The organism is Vibrio sp. 14N.309.X.WAT.E.F5, from assembly GCF_030397615.1.
Taxonomy (GTDB): domain Bacteria; phylum Pseudomonadota; class Gammaproteobacteria; order Enterobacterales; family Vibrionaceae; genus Vibrio; species Vibrio lentus.
Map to the genome: position 1 here is coordinate 1 of NZ_JAPNXR010000025.1, position 18,974 is coordinate 18,974.

Annotated in this window: 15 protein-coding genes and 1 tRNA gene; 7 read left to right on the forward strand and 9 right to left on the reverse strand. The window is 42.9% G+C overall.

All coding sequences use genetic code 11. The features are described 5' to 3' along the window. Positions 1–400: 400 nt before the first annotated feature. The 3 genes from OW495_RS20485 to OW495_RS20495 form a co-directional block, all read right to left on the reverse strand. Entirely contained in the window at positions 401–1,654 is a 1,254-nt protein-coding gene (locus tag OW495_RS20485) for an HD-GYP domain-containing protein (RefSeq protein ID WP_099165098.1), read from the reverse strand. Positions 1,655–1,737: 83 nt separating this feature from the next. Beyond that, the gene (locus tag OW495_RS20490) at positions 1,738–2,145 is read right to left on the reverse strand and encodes a VOC family protein (RefSeq protein WP_029223348.1); all 408 of its coding nucleotides are present in this window, start codon (positions 2,143–2,145) and stop codon (positions 1,738–1,740) included. A gap of 567 nt (positions 2,146–2,712) precedes the next feature. Continuing rightward, positions 2,713–2,797 (reverse strand) — tRNA-Leu (locus OW495_RS20495). A 195-nt stretch (positions 2,798–2,992) separates the two neighbouring features. On the opposite strand from OW495_RS20495, the gene OW495_RS20500 reads away from it, so the two are divergent. Further along, the gene (locus OW495_RS20500) at positions 2,993–3,469 is read left to right on the forward strand and encodes an RDD family protein (RefSeq protein WP_017107789.1); all 477 of its coding nucleotides are present in this window, start codon (positions 2,993–2,995) and stop codon (positions 3,467–3,469) included. Between the two features lie 62 nt (positions 3,470–3,531). Here the strand turns inward: OW495_RS20500 and lptG are convergent, their stop codons facing one another. Beyond that, positions 3,532–4,602: an LPS export ABC transporter permease LptG gene (gene lptG, locus OW495_RS20505; RefSeq protein ID WP_017110558.1), complete on the reverse strand. Its 1,071-nt coding sequence runs from the start codon at positions 4,600–4,602 to the stop codon at positions 3,532–3,534. 3 nt (positions 4,603–4,605) lie between these two features. Beyond that, positions 4,606–5,706: an LPS export ABC transporter permease LptF gene (gene lptF, locus OW495_RS20510; protein ID WP_029225986.1), complete on the reverse strand. Its 1,101-nt coding sequence runs from the start codon at positions 5,704–5,706 to the stop codon at positions 4,606–4,608. A 192-nt stretch (positions 5,707–5,898) separates the two neighbouring features. Between lptF and pepA the strand changes: the two genes are divergently transcribed. From pepA to OW495_RS20525, 3 genes are all read left to right on the forward strand, one after another. Next, a complete protein-coding gene (gene pepA, locus OW495_RS20515; protein WP_065104169.1) occupies positions 5,899–7,419 on the forward strand; it encodes a leucyl aminopeptidase in 1,521 nt (506 codons plus the stop codon). Between the two features lie 99 nt (positions 7,420–7,518). Then, positions 7,519–7,968 (forward strand): DNA polymerase III subunit chi, encoded by a 450-nt coding sequence (locus OW495_RS20520; RefSeq protein ID WP_102384439.1) that lies wholly within the window; start codon positions 7,519–7,521, stop codon positions 7,966–7,968. 102 nt (positions 7,969–8,070) lie between these two features. Continuing rightward, positions 8,071–10,944: a valine--tRNA ligase gene (locus tag OW495_RS20525; RefSeq protein ID WP_004735333.1), complete on the forward strand. Its 2,874-nt coding sequence runs from the start codon at positions 8,071–8,073 to the stop codon at positions 10,942–10,944. A 147-nt stretch (positions 10,945–11,091) separates the two neighbouring features. Here the strand turns inward: OW495_RS20525 and OW495_RS20530 are convergent, their stop codons facing one another. Next, complete coding sequence (locus OW495_RS20530) at positions 11,092–12,099, reverse strand: M48 family metallopeptidase (RefSeq protein WP_102514528.1); 1,008 nt, start codon at positions 12,097–12,099, stop codon at positions 11,092–11,094. Then, the gene (locus tag OW495_RS20535; protein WP_102514529.1) at positions 12,100–13,272 is read right to left on the reverse strand and encodes a YjgN family protein; all 1,173 of its coding nucleotides are present in this window, start codon (positions 13,270–13,272) and stop codon (positions 12,100–12,102) included. A gap of 240 nt (positions 13,273–13,512) precedes the next feature. Here OW495_RS20535 and OW495_RS20540 point away from each other — a divergent pair, with 240 nt between their 5' ends. After that, positions 13,513–14,418 carry a bifunctional helix-turn-helix transcriptional regulator/GNAT family N-acetyltransferase gene (locus OW495_RS20540; RefSeq protein ID WP_289888051.1) on the forward strand — a complete coding sequence of 302 codons (906 nt, stop codon included), beginning with the start codon at positions 13,513–13,515 and terminating at the stop codon, positions 14,416–14,418. Between the two features lie 94 nt (positions 14,419–14,512). On the opposite strand, the gene OW495_RS20545 is transcribed toward OW495_RS20540, so the two are convergent. After that, positions 14,513–15,310 (reverse strand): hypothetical protein, encoded by a 798-nt coding sequence (locus OW495_RS20545; protein WP_102545690.1) that lies wholly within the window; start codon positions 15,308–15,310, stop codon positions 14,513–14,515. Positions 15,311–15,434: 124 nt separating this feature from the next. After that, a complete protein-coding gene (gene rraB / locus OW495_RS20550; RefSeq protein WP_004735324.1) occupies positions 15,435–15,851 on the reverse strand; it encodes a ribonuclease E inhibitor RraB in 417 nt (138 codons plus the stop codon). Positions 15,852–16,427: 576 nt separating this feature from the next. Here rraB and arcA point away from each other — a divergent pair. Both arcA and OW495_RS20560 read left to right on the forward strand, forming a co-directional pair. After that, positions 16,428–17,648 carry an arginine deiminase gene (gene arcA, locus OW495_RS20555; RefSeq protein WP_009847726.1) on the forward strand — a complete coding sequence of 407 codons (1,221 nt, stop codon included), beginning with the start codon at positions 16,428–16,430 and terminating at the stop codon, positions 17,646–17,648. A 156-nt stretch (positions 17,649–17,804) separates the two neighbouring features. Next, positions 17,805–18,809, forward strand: coding sequence for an ornithine carbamoyltransferase (locus OW495_RS20560; protein ID WP_122054730.1), 1,005 nt, complete (start codon positions 17,805–17,807; stop codon positions 18,807–18,809). Positions 18,810–18,974 lie beyond the last annotated feature (165 nt).

Consider the following 18,974-nt stretch of genomic DNA (forward strand, 5'->3'; position numbering starts at 1 on the left):
ATATTCATCAACGAGTGCCCACACAGATTGATAGGTTTAAATTGTTAAAGAGCTTCACTTGTTGAGCGTTCCTTTAAGTAAGGAGCCTCTCGAAGTGGACGGCCATTCTAGCGTTTTAATTCTCAGTGTCAAACACTTATTGGGAATTAATTTCCACTTTTAAAAAGTAGGAGCGATTAAACGCTTTAAGCTAGTTGCCTTACCAACATTCTGCGCTGAAGCCTTGTGGCGCCTGCCGTATCAGTGAGGCGGCATTATAGAGATACCGCTCATATTGGCAAGCAATAAATGCGTTTTTTATTGAAAAAAGAGGTTAAGTGAGGACATTTCAACCAAGGGCTTATTTATACCAGTTTCACCCCAAGTTTCGAACAAATTACCCACAACGACCTGTGGATAACTACTCGCCATTATCAAAAAAGTAAGATAAACGAGCCCTAGGGTTTAGATATTCTCTAACTTGTTCCGGTAGCTTGCTTGGATGAACAGCATTAACGATTTTGATCTCTTTAATAAAGAGGTCAATGATCGGGGCTTGGGTTCTTGGCACGCTAGGATCGTAGATCAGTACATTTGGATAAAGCATATGCTTGGCGTTAACAGATATCACAATCCCAATCGAATCATTTGAAAGTTGTACTACGGTTCCTGGTGGGTAGACTCCCATAAACTTAACCAACAACCCCAAATTATCTTGGCTATATAGATATTTGCCGTTCTTATATAAGTGAGACAATGCCAAATATGGGATCATTTGTTGATATTGCGTTTTACCATGGCAAAGATTATCGAAAGCGTTAGCTACTGCAACTATCTTGGCAAACTCATCGATCTCATCTTCTTTTAAACCTTCAGGATAACCAGAACCATCATTCATCTCATGATGTTGAGCAATCACCTTTTTAGCACTTTCAGGAAAGTCATCAATTGTTGAGACAATATCTGCACCATATTTGGTGTGAAGCTTTAGGTAGTTCTCTTCTGGTACCGTTAGTGCGCTCTGCTTTCTTAATATCGCGACTGGTATTTTGATTTTGCCTACATCGTGGAACAATGCGGCAAATGAAAGATCTTTCAACTGTTGCGTATTGTAGCCTTTAGCTTTACCTATCATTAGCGCAATAACAGAGACATTTAATGTATGAAAGTAGATATCTTCAAAGTCACCTTTTGCATTCATGAGATGCAAGGTGACGTTATCATCGCTCACTAGGGTTTCGACAATATCATCAACAAGAGCCTTAACCTCCCCTACCGCATCTAATGGGCGATTACGGATTTTAGTCATCACTGAACGCATTCGAGCAAGCGAACGTTCGAACTCTTTCTCGCAATGGCTCACCCTACGACGGTAAGAGCTTAGAGTTTCGATACGCTCATGCTTATCTTTCCACATTCTTTCTGCTTCAAGGCTTACCTGTAAATCACAATCAAGGTCTTGTTCACTCACATGGTTCGCGGGTAAGGGTGATGTATCACTTTGGTTCGGGTTTATATAGACGTGCTTAATCCCAAGATGTCGAATGACTTTTACTTGGGCGTCGTCTTTGATTTTAAAGCTGTTGAGTAGAAATGGGTGTTCATTCCATTTTACTGGGAGTCGTACATGTAGACCGGGCTGAATGCGATCTACGGTAATCTTTATGCTGCCCATTTTTATATATAATATTGATTATTAATCTCTATTTATAATTCTAATAAAACCAAGCAGCAATTTCACTATCCAATTTCACAGGTTCAACTTAAAGAATCACAGTGCACCATCCAACGTATACCGAACTTGTCTTCTACTTTGCCAAACCGAGCCCCCCAAAAAGTATCCGCTAGCGGTGTCATTATACGCCCGCCTTGCTTTAGCTTTTCAAAGATGTGTTCTTGAGTCGCGGTATCCTCGGTAACAAGCGAGAGTGCAAGGTTGTTCCCTTCAAGCTCCTTGGCTTTAACACCATCGGACATCATCAGCTTCATACCAAATGCTTCGAACTCAGCATGCATAATCCAATCAGGTTGAGCTCCCTCTATTACTTGTGGCGCATCACTAAAAAGTTGTTTAGATAAAACTACACCGCCAAAACACTTATGGTAAAAATCCAACGCTTCATTACAACGGCCATCAAAAAACAAGTAAGGGGTTACTGTCAGCATATATCTCTCCTCTATTATTCCTTTAAACATAGACAATAGAAGAGAGATTGGTAGGTAACATCATGATTTAAGATGATTAATTCACTAAGGAATCGAATTACGAAGGGAAACCGTGAGATTTAGGAATGAAACCACAAGATCTGACTGATTGAAAAAGCATTCCTGCCGCCACCACGAAGGCAACGTATTCTGGTCTCTAGATACAACAAAGTCTCGACTTGAGTCGAAGCTTTGTCATTTAAATATGGTACCGGTAGGCGACTTGACTGGGCTTGCATCCAAGCCGACACGCTGGGTTAGGGATTCACAAACATCCCAAAGCGACCTTTCTATGTTTGGTACTGGTTTAGACCGACTGATTGGACAGGCATTCCTGCCGCCACCACGAAGGCAACGTTTTCTGCTCTCCAGATACAACAAAGCCCCGACTTTCGTTGAGGCTCTATCTTAAAATATGGTACCGGTAGGCGACTTGACTGGGCTTGCATCCAAGCCGACACGCTGGGTTAGGAATTCACAAACGTCCAAAACGACGAAAGGTCGCTATAAAAGCGACCTTTCTATGTTTGGTACCGGTAGGCGGACTTGAACCGCCACGCCCGAAGGCAACGGATTTTGAATCCGTCGTGTATACCAATTTCACCATACCGGCATTATCTTGGGGCATTGCCCTTTCGATGTCTGGCATTATACGTATGCGAACTGATGTGGCAAGTATAAAAACTTGAATTCATGTGTGTTTGCCGATAATTTCGCCACTAAGTCATAAGCTGTGCGTCATGTCTCTTTTCACGCCAAGCCTTAGACTATATTCTGACGCCTAAATTTTTGAAGAAGTAATAACACCATGACATCAACAAACACAATGCCACCAGCAGGAGTAATGCGCCGATTTGGTGCCTTGTTCTATGACGCCCTTATCGTAATCGCTATTGAAATGTTGGCGGCTGGCGTCATTGTCGCTCTACTGCACGCACTCATGGCTCTTGGCGTTTTTAACCATAGCGGTTATGCCGATGTTAGTGACTTCTTAACGAACCACCCTATCTGGAGCCCAGCATATACTTTCTACTTAGTCGTAGTTTGGGTGTACTTCTTTGTATTCTTCTGGACAAGAGCTGGCCAAACGCTAGGAATGAGAGCTTGGAAACTGCGTGTTCAAAACAAAGATGGCTCAGCAATTACGGTAACCCAAGCACTGATTCGCTTAGGAACCTCAGGGTTTGGATTGGCAAACTTATGTGTTCCATTCGATCCTCAGAAGCGAGGCTTTCACGACATCTGGGCGAAGACTGAAGTAGTCGTGCTACCACAAGCACGATAACGCTATTAATCTCGCTACAAGCAAGATCAAAAAAGGAAGGCGTTATGCCTTCCTTTTTCTATCTACAGTTTCCGCCTCAAGAGCATTATGGCTATTCCGAGGAACACCACGCTCGGGGCTAACGCACCAAAGGCCGGTGGTATTTGGTAAACCAAACTGACCGGACCAAAAAACTCACTGGATATATAGAAGGTGAAACCTGCAATAACCCCCGAAAGAATTCTTGCACCCATAGTCACACTTCGTAATGGACCAAAGATAAACGACAGTGCCATCAACATCATGACCGCTATCGAGATAGGCTGAGTTATCTTTCTCCATAAAGCGAGCTCATAGCGTGATGCATCTTGCTCCGACGCTTTTAGGTAGGAAACATAATCATACAATCCACTTAAAGACAGCTCTTCAGGCTTAACCGTTACAATCGCAAGCTTATCTGGAGCGAGTGACGTCTTCCATGAGTATGTCGGTAGGCTTTCTTTGGTAATCTGAATCTCATTTTCGAACGATGTGATCTCGACATCATTCATTGTCCAAACGTTGTCTCCAACGTAATCGACCTCTTCAGAATATATCGCGGTCTTAAGTGCCTTATTTTCATCAAAGCGCCACATGTTCAAACCATATAGCTTTTCATCGTCAATTTTGACAACGAATATAAAGTCATTGGCATCACGCGCCCATACCCCACTTTGAGTAGAGATAATATTACCACCAGCAATCGATATGGTTCTCAGATCACGAGCCATCTTCTGTGCTTGAGGCGCACCCCATTGACCAAGAAGAGTCACCACGATCATTAATGGAATGGCGGTTTTGAGTACCGATAGGCCAATATCTAACTTAGAGAAACCGGCAGCCTGCATCACCACCAGCTCAGAGCTCGCAGCAAGCATACCCAATCCAATCAACGCACCAAGTAATGCAGCCATTGGAAAGAACATCTCGATATCACGAGGGATACTCAATAGAACGAAATACAGCGCTTGTAATAGATCATAGGTACCACGACCAACCTTTCTCAGCTGCTCTACGTACTTGATAATCCCAGAGAGACCAACAAACGTCACCAATACCAGTGACGTTGTTGCGATGATGGTTCTGCCTATATATAAATCGAGAATCTTAAACACGGCTTAAGCTAACCTTTTATTCTTGAATTTTTCTTTCAAACGCCTTACTGGCACGCTATCCATAAAGTTTGCACCAATTGCGACAAATAACAATAACGCATTAATTGGCCACATGCCGACTACCGCAGGGATACTCCCCTCTTCAATCGAAGATTTGGTTGCACTAATTGCTAAGAAATAGGTTAGGTAAATTAGAATAGCTGGCCCAATTTTAGCGAAACGACCTTGTCGAGGGTTCACCGCAGACAGTGGCACGACAAGCATGGTCAACAATGGAATACAAAGCACCAATGAAATTCGCCACTGTAATTCCGCTTTAGCACTGTTTTCTGGATTGCCAATCAGTTCGAGCGTAGGAATGGCTTCCCAATCTCGACCTTTTTTCTCAACCTCACGCTGACCAATTAAGCCTTCGTACTCTTCAAAGTGCGTCACCATATAATCAAGACGTGTTGGAATCCCTTCATGACGGGTACCATCGTACATCACAATCACTTGGCGACCATCGCTGAGTTCTTTTACATCACCTGACTTAGAGAACATCACACTAGGCAATACCGAATCACGTGGGCGCATTTGAGCAACAAACACATTTTCTAACTTATTACCGTCGATATCATCAATGAAAACGACAGAAGAACCATCCGGCGTACCTTCAAACTTACCTTTTGGCAATAAATCAACACTATTTTCTGCAGCGACTTCTTCATACATTTGCTCAACTTTGTCTTGCGACCAAGGAGATAACCAAAATGAGTTAAAGGCAGCAACAGATGCGGTAATCAAAGCCAAATAAAGCGCAGATTGGATAAGGAATTTATTACCAATACCCGTAGCGTTCATTACGACTATTTCACTTTCAGCGTAAAGACGGCCAAAAGTAAGCAAAATACCAATATAGATACTGAGTGGAAGCATCAACAAGCCCATTGCCGGCATATTTAGACCAACAATCGACAATATGAGGCTCGCAGGAATATCACCATCAGAGGCGTCCGCTAAAACACTGATGAATTTTTGGCTGAGAAACACGAGAAAGAGAACAAAAAAGATCGCAAATTGGCTCTTGATTGTCTCGCGGATCAAATATCTAACAATAATCACGCTCAAATTACCTATACAAAACTTGTTTTTTTGATTGAATCACTATAATTTCCCGTTGAACCTTTTATTTTTTTAAATTTTTAGCTAAGTGTTAGCGTTCTTCTTTAAGGTTAGTTCCATTATAGGATCCAACAAGTAAGAACCCATTATCTAACATTTAGTTCGATTTGTCTTCAGGATGTAGGAGTACGCATGGAGTTCAGTGTAAAAAGTGGCAGCCCAGAGAAACAGCGCAGCGCATGTATCGTTGTCGGTGTATTCGAACCGCGCCGCCTTTCTCCAGTAGCCGAGCAATTAGATAAGATTAGCGATGGCTATATTAGTTCACTGCTTCGTCGCGGTGATCTAGAGGGTAAACCTGGCCAGATGCTGCTACTGCATCAAGTACCTGGTGTACTTTCAGAACGTGTTCTACTGGTAGGCTGTGGTAAAGAACGTGAGCTAGGCGAGCGTCAATACAAAGAAATTATCCAAAAAACCATCAGCACACTAAACGAAACAGGTTCTATGGAAGCAGTATGCTTCCTTACAGAGCTTCACGTTAAAGGTCGCGACACTTACTGGAAAGTTCGTCAAGCGGTAGAAGCGACTAAAGATGGTCTTTACACATTCGACCAATTTAAGAGCAACAAACCAGAGACTCGTCGTCCATTGCGTAAATTGGTATTCAATGTACCAACTCGTCGCGAGCTAAGCCTTGGCGAAAAAGCGATTTCTCATGGTCTTGCTATTGCTTCAGGTGTGAAAGCATCTAAAGACCTTGGCAACATGCCACCAAACATCGCAAACCCGGCTTACCTAGCTTCTCAAGCTCGTCGTTTAGCTGACGATTATGAGACAGTAAAGACTAAGATCATCGGTGAAGAAGAGATGGAAAAGCTGGGTATGACTTCATACTTAGCAGTAGGCCGTGGCTCTAAGAACGAATCTATGATGTCTATCATGGAATACAAAGGTGCTGCTGACCCAAATGCAAAACCTATCGTTCTAGTCGGTAAAGGTCTTACTTTCGATTCAGGCGGTATCTCACTTAAGCCTGGTGAAGGCATGGATGAGATGAAGTACGACATGTGTGGTGCTGCATCTGTATTCGGCACAATGAAAGCATTGGCGAAACTTAACTTGCCAATCAACGTTGTCGGTATTCTTGCAGGCTGTGAAAACATGCCGGGTAGCAATGCTTACCGCCCAGGTGACATTCTAACGACAATGTCTGGCCAAACGGTTGAAGTACTCAACACTGATGCTGAAGGTCGCTTGGTTCTATGTGATGCTCTAACTTACGTTGAGCGTTTTGAACCGGATTGTGTTGTTGACGTTGCAACACTAACTGGCGCGTGTGTTATTGCTTTAGGTCACCACATCAGTGGCGTTCTATCAAACCACAACCCTCTTTCTCATGAACTTGTTAATGCTTCAGAGCAAGCAAGTGACCGTGCATGGCGTCTACCTATGGCAGACGAGTACCATGAGCAGCTAAACAGCCCGTTTGCTGATATGGCAAACATCGGTGGCCGCCCTGGCGGTACTATCACCGCAGGTTGTTTCCTGTCTAAGTTCACCAAAAAGTACCACTGGGCTCACATCGACAGTGCAGGTACCGCGTGGAAGTCAGGTGCAGCGAAAGGCTCGACAGGTCGTCCTGTCTCAATGCTAGTCCAATTCTTATTGAACCGCAGCGGCCATGAGACTGAAGAGCAATCTTCAAAATAATGAAAAGGGCCTACGGGCCCTTTTTTAATAAGCGCTATTTGTTAGAGCCTGTTAACCAAGTAACATTGATATCCACAATTTTCAGTTCGAGTGTTAAATATGCAGACTGCTACGTTTTACATTGTGTCTCCAGACAGCCCGCAAGCCAGTGAAGAGGGTTTTGCTCACTACGTGTTGTTTCTTGCGCAGCATTTTGCAAAACAAGGCGCTAAACTTTATCTCAACTGTAACGATAAAGATCATGCTGAGCGTATCGCTGAAGTTTTTTGGCAAGTAGAGCCTACTGAATTTATCGCGCACAACTTGGTTGGCGAAGGTCCAAAATATTCAACGAATATTGAGATAGGCCATCAAGGTGTCAAACCTAATTGGAACCGCCAATTGGTAATAAATCTGGCCGATAATCATACAACCTTTGCGAACGCCTTTGCTCAGGTGATAGACTTCGTTCCTTGCGACGAAAAACCTAAGCAACTCGCTCGAGAAAGGTATAAAATTTACCGTCAGGCTGGATATCAGCTACAAACTATCGAGATTCAACATCCATAGTCAAACCTCATAGTTAAAGCTATCTTTGGATTTAGATTCAAGAAGCTTCACTTATGAAGTTTGACCACGATTAACCATTCACAGTATCCGTTTAAGAGCACTATGGAAAAGACATACAACCCAACATCAATCGAACAAGCTCTGTATAAGACTTGGGAAGAGAAAGGCTACTTTAAGCCACACGGTGACACATCAAAAGAAGCTTACAGCATCATGATCCCGCCACCGAACGTCACTGGTAGCCTACACATGGGTCACGCGTTCCAAGATACGATCATGGATACGCTTATCCGTGCTCAACGTATGAAAGGCAAAAATACGCTTTGGCAAGTGGGTACTGACCACGCTGGTATCGCAACTCAAATGGTTGTTGAGCGTAAGATCGCCGCTGAAGAAGGCAAAACAAAACACGACTACGGCCGTGAAGCTTTCATCGACAAGATCTGGGAATGGAAAGGCGAATCAGGTGGCACGATCACTCAACAACTTCGTCGTCTTGGTGCATCTGTAGATTGGGATCGTGAGCGATTCACTATGGATGACGGCCTATCAGCTGCGACTCAAGAAGTATTTGTTCGTCTATACGAAGAAGACCTAATCTACCGTGGTAAGCGTCTAGTAAACTGGGATCCTAAACTGCACACTGCAATTTCTGATCTTGAAGTTGAAAACAAAGACAAAAAAGGTTTTATGTGGCACTTCCGCTACCCGCTAGCGAATGGTGTTAAAACCGCTGATGGCAAAGACTACATTGTCGTTGCGACTACGCGTCCTGAAACCATGCTTGGTGATACCGGTGTTGCGGTTAACCCTGAAGATCCTCGCTACAAAGATCTTATCGGTAAAGAAATCCTGCTTCCTATCGTAAATCGTCTTATCCCTATCGTAGGTGATGAGCACGCTGACATGGATAAAGGCACGGGTTGTGTGAAAATCACGCCAGCTCATGACTTTAACGATTACGAAGTGGGCAAGCGCCATAGCCTACCAATGATCAACATCCTAACGTTCAACGGTGATATCCGTGATGCGGCAGAAATCTTCACAACGAACGGTGAAGAGAGCGATGTGTACTCAACAGAGCTTCCAGCTAAATACCAAGGTATGGAGCGCTTTGCAGCTCGTCGTGCAACGGTTGCTGAATTTGAAGAACTAGGCCTACTTGAAGAAATCAAAGATCACGATCTAACCGTTCCTTACGGTGACCGTGGTGGCGTGGTTATCGAACCAATGCTGACTGACCAATGGTACGTGCGTACAGCACCTCTTGCTGCGCCTGCTGTTAAAGCCGTTGAAGATGGTGAGATCCAATTCGTACCTAAGCAGTACGAAAACATGTACTTCGCGTGGATGCGTGACGTGCAAGATTGGTGTATCTCTCGTCAACTTTGGTGGGGTCACCGTATCCCAGCATGGTACGACAACGATGGTAAAGTTTACGTAGGTCGCACTGAAGAAGAAGTTCGTGAAAAGAACAACCTTTCACCGGTAATTGTTCTTAAGCAAGACAACGACGTTCTTGATACATGGTTCTCTTCTGCACTTTGGACGTTCGGCACACAAGGCTGGCCTGAAGATACTGAAGCAATGAAAACATTCCACCCATCAGAAGTACTAGTATCTGGTTTTGATATTATCTTCTTCTGGGTTGCTCGTATGATCATGATGACTATGCACTTCGTGAAAGACGAAGACGGCAAGGCTCAAGTACCTTTCAAAACAGTTTACATGACGGGCCTTATCCGTGATGAAAACGGCGACAAGATGTCTAAGTCGAAAGGTAACGTACTTGACCCTATCGATATGATTGACGGCATCGGCCTTGAAGAGCTAGTAGAGAAGCGTTGTGGCAACATGATGCAACCTAAACTGGCTGCTAAGATCGAAAAAGCAACACGTAAAACTTTCGAAGATGGTATCGAACCATACGGTACCGATGCACTGCGTTTCACTCTTGCTGCTATGGCTTCAACTGGCCGTGACATCAACTGGGACATGAAGCGTCTTGAAGGTTACCGTAACTTCTGTAACAAGCTATGGAACGCAAGCCGTTACGTACTGATGAACACAGAAGAGCACGATTGTGGCATGTCACTGTCTGTAGAAGACCGTGCAAACATGGAATTCTCTCTAGCAGACAAGTGGATTGAATCTCAGTTTGAAGTTGCAGCGAAAGAGTTTAACGCTCATCTAGACAACTACCGTCTAGACATGGCAGCAAACACGCTTTACGAATTCATCTGGAACCAATTCTGTGACTGGTACCTAGAGCTAACTAAACCTGTTCTTTGGAAGGGTACTGAAGCTCAACAACAAGCGACTCGTTACACGCTTATCACGGTTCTTGAGAAGACTCTACGTCTTGCTCACCCTGTTCTTCCTTACATCACTGAATCTATCTGGCAAAGCGTTAAGCCACTAGTAGACGGCGTTGAAGGCGAGACCATCATGACTCAAGCGCTTCCTCAGTTTAATGAAGCTAACTTCAATGCTGAGATCGTTGACGACATCGAATGGGTTAAAACTTTCATCACAGCTATCCGTAACCTACGTGCGGAATACGACATTGCACCAAGCCAAGGCTTAGAAGTAATGATCAAAGTCGCTGATGAGAAAGATGCAGCTCGTATCGAAGCAAATAAGATCGTTCTTACTTCTCTAGCTAAGCTAGACGATATTAAAGTTCTAGCAGACGGCGAAGCAACTCCGGCTTGTGCAACCAAACTGGTTGGCAAATCTGAGCTGATGATCCCAATGGCGGGTCTTATCGACAAAGATGCTGAGCTTGCTCGTCTAGATAAAGAAGTAGCGAAGACTCACGGTGAGATTAAGCGTATCGAAGGTAAGCTAGGTAACGAAGGTTTTGTTGCTAAAGCACCAGAAGCCGTTATCGCGAAAGAGCGTGAAAAGCTTGAAGGCTACCAAGAAACTCTTGTTAAGCTTGAAGAGCAAAAAGCGACAATCGCTGCTTTATAATCCATGCGATAGTTTTTAAGTAAGAAAAAGGGCAGATAATAATCTGCCCTTTTTATTGTCTAAAATTCGGTTTTAATTGTTTGATTAATACATTCACATTAGATAACAATGATTTAAGCATTAACACTAGCCTTCACCAGTAAACAACTAATGTACGTCCCTCAATGTTTCAATCCGTTCACCCAATTCAGGATGAGAACTGAGCCATGTGGGTAGTTCAGTATGTCCATCAGAACCTTTTCCTAACAATTCAAACATCTCAATCATAGCTTGATTAGAGCCATGCAGCTCGATCATCGAATAGGAAGCAAATGAATCCGCTTCTCGCTCTGCATCTTGTGATTGACCATTATTTGCAACAAACACACCAAGACCCGTAAGGTTATCAATGATCCCAGAGCTTTCACCAGTCAAAGCCGCCACAGTTACTGATAACAAACTGGATCGAACCAATACTTTCATTACATGCTGATGTTGAACATGTCCTAATTCATGTAACAAGATACTGTCTAGTTGCTCTTTCGTCTCAGTCAACCGAACTAAGTCATCTAATACAATGATTGTTCCCGCACTCAGTGCAAAAGCATTGGCGCCAAGTTCTGAAGAACGAAAGACCAACTGTACATCGCCCTCAATATTCATTTGTTGCAACTGCTTTTCAAAGCGCTGACGAATATGATTCTGTCGTTCTTCCGGCAGAGTAGAGCTCTCAAAGAACTGTTCATCTAAAGACTCTAAAACCTGATTTTCAACCAATCTAGGCACTGAATCAGGCAAATAAGTGACTATTTGATGAGTTAACCACGGGATCCCATGAGTAAACATAGAAATAGTAAGTAACACAAGAACAACACTACTAACTAAGATAGCCATGATGTTCTTTTCTAATTTACCTAAGAAATTATGTTTACCTCTGTCTCTCAAATAGGCGTCCAATTCATCACTTGCCTCCGTGATAAATTGCCATCCATCTGGGAATTTGAGCTTTGTTGGAGCGGATCCAACGCCTCGCATAATTTCAACACGTTCAAAATATGCAGAAACAATAGAACCATCCCCATCCACACTCAGGAGTAGTTTATCAGGGTGAGATATATCTAAAATGGCCTCGCAGCGTTCAGAACTACGAGGCGGGTGTGCAACACCAGAGATCATTTAGCCAATACCAAGATCAACATTAAACGCTTGAGCTATTTCATCAGAAATAGCCGATTCCACATCAGACGGTTGGTCGTTTGCTACTAGTAAATCTAAGTTACCTTGAACATACGTATTCTCCGACAAGTAGTTCATCGTTCTTACCATCACCCATGGTCTAGCTAACCCGAGGGTAATCACTTGAAGCAAGAAGTTAGTTAATACTAAAAGCATGTAGCTTTTTATCGTTAATGTCGAAGCAAAACTTAACGTTGAATCGGCCTCATTTTCTTTTCCTTCAAGCACTAATTTAGAGAAAGTATAATTTCTAATTTTTACTTGAATGTAAGCAGCAATCGCAATACTCATAACAATGAAAACAAAGTAATAAGCAACTATCATTGAAGTCAAACTTCCGTTGTTAGCGATTTCGGATAACGACTCAGGGTTGTTGATCATGTTAAAGCCAACGGCACTGAAGAGAGCCAAGACGGCAACAATAGAGACAACCAGCCATACAATCATACTGGTTAAGTATACTTTGAAATAAAAGCCATCTTGGTAATCAGCTTTAAACTGACGATCGCCATAGCGATAACCATTAGAAAAATAATTGGCGATACCAGCAAGTAGCCAGGATTGTAAATAAACATAAGAAGGTATGGATATTAAAATGGCGATGCCACCAGCAATCATGTTCATTTGCATAGTAAATATTATTGCCATGATTGCCGTAAATACGCCGACACCCACAACAAGACCGCGCCCAATAATTGCCCAGTAGGCTCCAGAAACAGTACCGTGGAAAGAGAAGTGAACATTTCGAAAGCTTGTCATTGCAGAATCAAAACGAGCATTACTGCGAGATAACAATGGTAACAATGCAAAGAAAGCCAGTAATAAAACCAATGCAACCTGAGGAGCAAATTGATTACTGACTCCCCAAGCGACTACACAAATCAACGCAATGATTCGCCCTTTCAATATTTGTATAGGCTTACCATGATATTCAAAGCTATCACTGCCAATAAATGTATTCCCATAAAAGTAACGTTTATTTCGAACTTTTGCCCAAGCCGAATAAATACCCAATGTGATGACGGATAGAAGGATATTAACGATCCAAATACCAAAATATTCGTTACCCTTTCCCTTAAAATTCGCCCTAGTTTCTAACTGTTTTGTTTCCATTTCTCTATTCCATTTGACGTTTTAAAAACAACCATGTACATCTGCGTGCACATCAACAACGTAAAAATATAGAAACACATCATTCTGATCAATTGATAATTAATATAAAAAGAGAGCGAACTATCAACATTAACCCTTTGATCTCTAATTTATTCCCCCTTTCCTACAATAACCCCATTGACATAGTTGCGATTCGCAATTAAATTATAGTTGTACATCGCAACCACATTGAGAGGCAACATGACTTCAGCACAACTTAGAGAATTATCACGTCAGCTCGTTCGACAGCTTGGAATGCTCGACAAAGATTGTGGTGATATTGCCCTACCTCCGATTCAAGCTCATACACTGATTGAACTAGAACAGCAGCCATTAACCGTGAACCAATTAGCGGATAAGCTCAATATTGATAAGTCCAACGCCAGTAGAGCAGTCAACAATCTAGCGAAGAACTCGTTAATCCAAACCTCGCCACACCCCAACGATAAACGCAGTGTTGTTGCTTCAGTAACAGAGCAAGGGATAAACACTCTTGCCCAGCTTCACAGTCAACAGAATCAGTTTTATGACTCGGTACTTGAGCGTTTAACCGAAGCGGAAACCCAACAAGTTTCGAGGGGAATCGAGCACTACCTTAAAGCACTGCAACAAAGCCACGCTTCAATCGATGTGGTGGTTCGCCCCCTACAACAGCAGGACAACACCGGAGTGGCCAATGTGATTCGACAAGTCTCTTATGAAAACGGGCTAACTGAAGATAAAGGTTATGGTGTTGCTGATCCCACCTTAGAAGACATGTTCAGTGTTTATAACAATGAAAGATCTCAATATTGGGTGATTGAACTTGATGGAAAGGTTGTTGGTGGTGGTGGATTTGCACCACTAGCCGGTATGCCAGAAGTCTGTGAACTGCAAAAAATGTACTTCTTGCCAGAAACCAGAGGCAAAGGCTTAGCGAAGAAGTTGGTTAATATGTCGATGGAGAAAGCGAAGGAACTGGGCTATCAACATATGTATCTAGAAACGACCGAATGCCTTAATGCCGCCGTTAAACTTTACGAAAAATTGGACTTTGAACACCTTGATTCAGCTTGGGGAGAAACAGGCCATGACGCTTGTGAGGTTGTCATGGCCAAAACGCTATAATGTGTTTTTGAAATAGGGTTAGCGTCGGCAGTTCATTAGATGACAAGCGAGTGAGCAAATTGGTTCATTACGTAACGGGCTAATTGAATAACCGCTAGTTACGCAAAAAGTTACTCACGCAAGAGGCTGGATTCAAGGCTACGAAAGAACTCTCTTTTTGCCCATCGAGTTCTACTTCTAACTGATATAAATGCTTAGGGTTGGGCTTCTCAAGGTTAAATACCATTGGAGCCTCAACCTGAAACACAACACCCGTATGTTCTGCTCGCACATCAATCGGCATCACGAGAGTCATACCATTAAACTTGATTGATGCCGATATTAATCCCGGCTTTAACGTTTGATAAATAACATCTACTTTAAACTCACAGCCACCACCGTGATGCCAGATTTGCTCGGTGACGACTTGCTCAAGCTTGACGTTACGAACGAACTGCAGATATGGAGCTTGCCAGATTCCGATACGAGAATCTGATTTAGCGACGACCTGTGAAGAGATAGAGTCATCCATATCCTCTTCAAGCAACAGGCTCTCCTCTTCTTCAAGGAAAAGGATCTCAAAACGATTTCGACCAGGCTGCATATAAGGACGGATGTCTTTACGATATTCGGCTTCGCTGCCATCACAGTCAAACACGGCAACGCCATTGAGTCGCACTTCTGCAAAGTAGTCAACGCCTGCGACGACTAGCTCAACAAATGGGCATGCCAACATGGCATCATCCACTTCGATGTCATGCATCAGGTGCCATTCTTGCTCTGCGATTTCCTCTTCACTCAAGCTGTTAGGGAGCTTTGAGCTTAATGGAGCAGGAAAGGTAATGTCATCTTGTGGGATAGAGAGATCCGTCAGTGGCGAAATTTGCCAAAGACCATCGAGAGGTAGCCGCATGTCATTCCTTGAGCTAGATCAATTTTGACCGCATTATAATGAATGAATGCATATAAAGACATTTATTTTTCTGAGGACAAAAAAATGCCAGCTCAAGGCTGGCATTCTTTAAAACTGGGAGAGATTACTCTTCGTCTTCATCATCTTCGTCAGGGTAGATAGCATCTTCACCTTCGTAGTAAGTGCCCCAACCGTCGTAGATAATGTCAAACTTCTCTGCAAGATTTACAAGCTTCTCAACTTGCTCATCAATCGCTTCTGCGTTCAGAGTACACTGCATCGTTGCATCACAACAAAGAAGCTTGTTGCCATCTTCATCTTCTGTCTCTTCAGCTTCAAGCACTTCAAAGCCCATTTTGAATGCTTCAACAACGGCTTTCTCAAGTACTGCGAAATCTTCAGCGAATAGGTGATGCTCGATATCGTATAGAGCTTCAGGATCGCTACCATCTTCGATTAGTGCTTCAATGATGTCGCGAGTCTCTCCTTTTTGAAATTCAATTAATTCCGCTACTGATAGATATTCATCTTCGTGAGACATGTGTCTGCTCCAGAGTGTTGACTATGAAAAGATCAAATTTGATTGCCACGAAATATGGCACGGATCGCCTAGAAAAGCCACCTAGATCAGGTGTAGAAGAGTAAGTTTATCGCTAGATAACAGAAGGGATATCAATTAAAAAGTGAAATCAAAATCACAGAAACAAATTTTCAACATATTTTTAACCATCGTGTGTTTTAGCATTTCATTTTTATTGTTACTTTTAGCCTGACTCCTCAAAATTGAGTGGTTAATCATATCAGATGCATACTGCCGATCACTTCATCGATGCATAAAACCTCACTTATAAGTAAGTAACTGCATAAATTTTGAATGAAAAATCACGTTAACCAAGCAAAGTGGATTATCAAATCACTGAAATTGGAGCATAGATCCGCAAAAAGTTTGTTCCATAACTCAGCCTTTCGGTTGGATTTTAATATTAACAATCCCATACAACTCAGCATTTAAAACCAAAAATATCAAAATAACATAACCTTTACACAAGTTTCAAAACTTGCATATTACGAACAAGCTTGTCATAAATAGACGCTGGATTAATAGTAAGGATGCAAAATGAGTAAGCTGTACGTTGGCTCCGAAGTCGGTCAATTAAGACGAGTTCTCCTAAATAGGCCTGAAAGGGCACTCACCCACCTCACCCCTTCTAACTGTCATGAGCTACTCTTTGATGATGTACTTGCAGTAGAAGCGGCAGGTGAAGAACACGATGCCTTTGCGACAACACTTCGTAACCAAGACGTTGAAGTGTTATTACTGCATGACCTACTGGTTGAGACACTCGCTGTAGCACAAGCTCGTGAGTGGCTGCTTAATACTCAAATCTCTGATTTCCGTTACGGCCCTACATTCGCACGTGATTTAAGAGAGTACCTTGCTCAAATGGACAATGAGCACTTGGCTACGATCCTACTTGGTGGTTTAGCCTACTCTGAGCTTCCTATTAAATCTTCTTCAATGCTACCGAAGATGCACCGCCCACTTGATTTCGTTATTGAGCCGCTACCTAACCATCTATTTACCCGCGATACTTCTTGCTGGGTTTATGGCGGTGTCTCTCTTAACCCTATGATGATGCCTGCTCGTCAACGAGAAACGAATCACTTGCGAGCAATCTATCGCTGGCACCCTGTATTCGCGGGGCAAGATTTCATTAAGTACTTCGGTGATGAAGATCTTCATTACGACAACGCCAATATTGAAGGTGGTGATGTACTGGTAATCGGTAAAGGCGCTGTTCTTATCGGTATTTCAGAGCGTACCAAGCCACAAGGTGTCGAAAACCTAGCTGCGAGTTTATTCAAGTCCGGTCAAGCTAAAGAAGTGATTGCGATTGATTTACCGAAGCACCGCTCTTGTATGCACCTTGATACGGTCATGACGCACATGGATATCGACACATTCTCTGTCTATCCAGAGATCGTTCGTAAAGACCTAGATACTTGGCGCTTAACGCCGAAAGAAAATGGCGAAATGCGAGTAGAGAAAGCTGAAAACTACCTAACAGCGATTGAAGGCGCACTGGATCTCGATCAACTGAAGATCATCACAACTGGTGGTGATAACTACGAAGCTGAACGTGAACAGTGGAATGACGCTAACAACGTACTGACGGTGAAGCCGGGTACGGTTATCGGTTATGAGCGTAATGTTTACACCAATGAGAAATACGACAAAGCAGGCATCGAAGTTCTGACAATTCCAGGCAATGAATTGGGTCGCGGTCGTGGTGGCGCTCGTTGCATGAGCTGTCCTATCGAAAGAGACGGTATTTAACTCAAGTAGTTCAATAAAGCGAACACATTAACTTATCTAGGCCAGTACCATTGTACTGGCCTTTTTTATCAAATTAATAAAATAAATATTCACAAATATAGCATTTTTATGTTTAACTAAGTTCTTCATTGATTCTATATACCCAAGGAGCGAGAGATGGCATTTAATCTTCGCAATCGTAACTTTCTAAAACTTCTCGACTTTACTCCTAAAGAGATTCAGTTTTTACTCGACCTGTCTGCTGACCTTAAAAAAGCTAAGTATGCAGGTACAGAGCAGAAAAAGCTTAACGGTAAAAACATCGCTTTGATCTTTGAAAAAGCATCAACTCGAACTCGATGTGCCTTTGAGGTAGCTGCTTTTGATCAAGGAGCGCAAGTCTCTTATTTAGGCCCTTCTGGTTCTCAGATTGGTCAAAAAGAATCAATGAAAGATACCGCGCGTGTATTAGGTCGCATGTACGATGGTATTGAATACCGAGGGTTTGGCCAAAGCATTGTCGAAGATCTTGCCGCTTATGCGGGTGTACCGGTTTGGAATGGTCTAACCGATGAGTTCCATCCAACTCAAATCTTGGCTGATTTCCTTACTATGATCGAACATGGTCGCGGTAAACATCTGCATCAAATCAGCTTTGCTTACCTAGGCGATGCTCGTAACAACATGGGTAATTCTCTATTAGTAGGTGCAGCTAAAATGGGTATGGATATTCGCCTTGTCGCACCTAAAGCATTCTGGCCAGAAGAACAGCTCGTTGAAGAGTGCCAAGCTATTGCACAAACTACAGGTGCAAAAATCACGCTGACAGAAGACGTTGCCGAAGGCGTGAAAGGTTGTGATTTCCTTTACACCGATGTTTGGGTTTCTATGGGTGAAGCGCCCGAAGCTTGGGACGAACGCGTGGCTGTGATGACACCTTACCAAGTGAATATGGATGTCATAAAGCTCACAGGTAACCCTCAAGTTAAGTTCATGCATTGCCTGCCAGCTTTCCACAACAATGAAACCGTGATCGGCCAGCAAGTCGCAGACAAATATGGAATGAACGGTTTGGAAGTAACAGATGAAGTATTTGAGTCCGACTACTCAATTGTGTTTGATGAAGCAGAGAATCGCATGCACACCATCAAAGCAGTAATGGTCGCGACACTTGGCCAATAGAGAATAATGAAAGTAAACAAAAGCTTGATGTAATCGCTTGCGCTCACAAATTGAAAGCGTATAATTCTCGGCAATTTGTCTGAGAGTAGTGAAAATGACGCCAAGCAATGTTGTGATAAAACATAATGATATTGTGAAAACACATAATAAAATTGTGAAAACACC